Source organism: Psychrobacter sp. (genome assembly GCF_036731945.1).
Lineage (GTDB): Bacteria > Pseudomonadota > Gammaproteobacteria > Pseudomonadales > Moraxellaceae > Psychrobacter.
The window spans coordinates 1-1,000 of sequence record NZ_DAINDI010000007.1 but is presented as its reverse complement, the minus strand read 5'-3'; the positions used below and the strand labels follow the sequence as shown (position 1 = coordinate 1,000).

Below are 1,000 nucleotides of genomic sequence, written 5' to 3'. Positions count from 1 at the left end.
ACGTGGTGAAAAAATATACCAAGTACAATGTGCCACCTGTCATGGTGATAACGGCGAAGGGATGAAAGACAGTCGCGGTGATATTGTCTTTCCACCATTATGGGGCGATGAATCCTTTAATATCGGCGCGGGCATGGCACGTACTTATAAAGCAGCGGCTTTTGTGAAATACAATATGCCGATGGGCATTCAAACCAAAGGTCTATGGGGTCATGGCAACGTGCTCAGTGATCAAGACGCCATCGATGTCGCTGAATTTTTTACCCATCAACCGCGTCCTGACTTTGCTGGTAAAGTGAACGATTGGCCTAATGGCAAAAAACCTAAAGACGCGCGTTATTAAGTGAGAAAGTAAACCAATACAACATTAATGCTCATTTTATTAATAAACAAACCTCAAACGCGTGAATTGTGAACTGACCCCCGAAACTTGGACGGTTTAGTTTATATCAAGGACTGAGTTCTGTACTGCACAGGGCTCAGTCCTTTTAGTTTGAGCTGAATACGCTCATGATTATAATAATACATGTATTCATGAATCTGTTTCTCTAACTGCTCAATCGAATTAGGCTTTTCAATATAAATCGTCTCGCACTTTAGGGTACCGAAGAACCCCTCCATGAGCGCATTATCCAAACAGTTTCCTTTTCTGCTCATACTTTGCTTAATACCATGCTGTTTCAGCACCTGTCCAAACAGTCTCATTTGATAATGCCATCCTTGATCAGAGTGCAGCATTAACTTGTTATCACGGCACGCTTTCGTCTTTGCCAAAGCATCCCCTAGCATCTTGCCAACTAAGTCATAAGTGGGTCTCTTTGAGAGTGTATAACTGACAATCTCATTGTTATAACAATCGAGTATGGGTGACAAATACAGCTTATCATCACCCACCTTAAACTCAGTAATATCGGTCAGCCAGCGCTTATTTGGTTTATCTGCATGAAACTGGCGCTTTAAATAATTCTTCGAAATATTACCTTGTCGTCCTTTATAGGAG

2 protein-coding genes are annotated in these 1,000 nt (G+C 41.7%); one reads left to right on the top strand and one right to left on the bottom strand.

Annotated features, from left to right (window positions below; translation table 11 throughout):
- Window positions 1-343: c-type cytochrome (locus V7D75_RS02430; RefSeq protein WP_333613263.1), on the top strand; the 343-nt coding region annotated here is incomplete at its 5' end.
- Between the two features lie 101 nt (window positions 344-444).
- Here the strand turns inward: V7D75_RS02430 and V7D75_RS02425 are convergent.
- Window positions 445-1,000: IS3 family transposase (locus V7D75_RS02425; RefSeq protein ID WP_333613262.1), on the bottom strand; the 556-nt coding region annotated here is incomplete at its 5' end.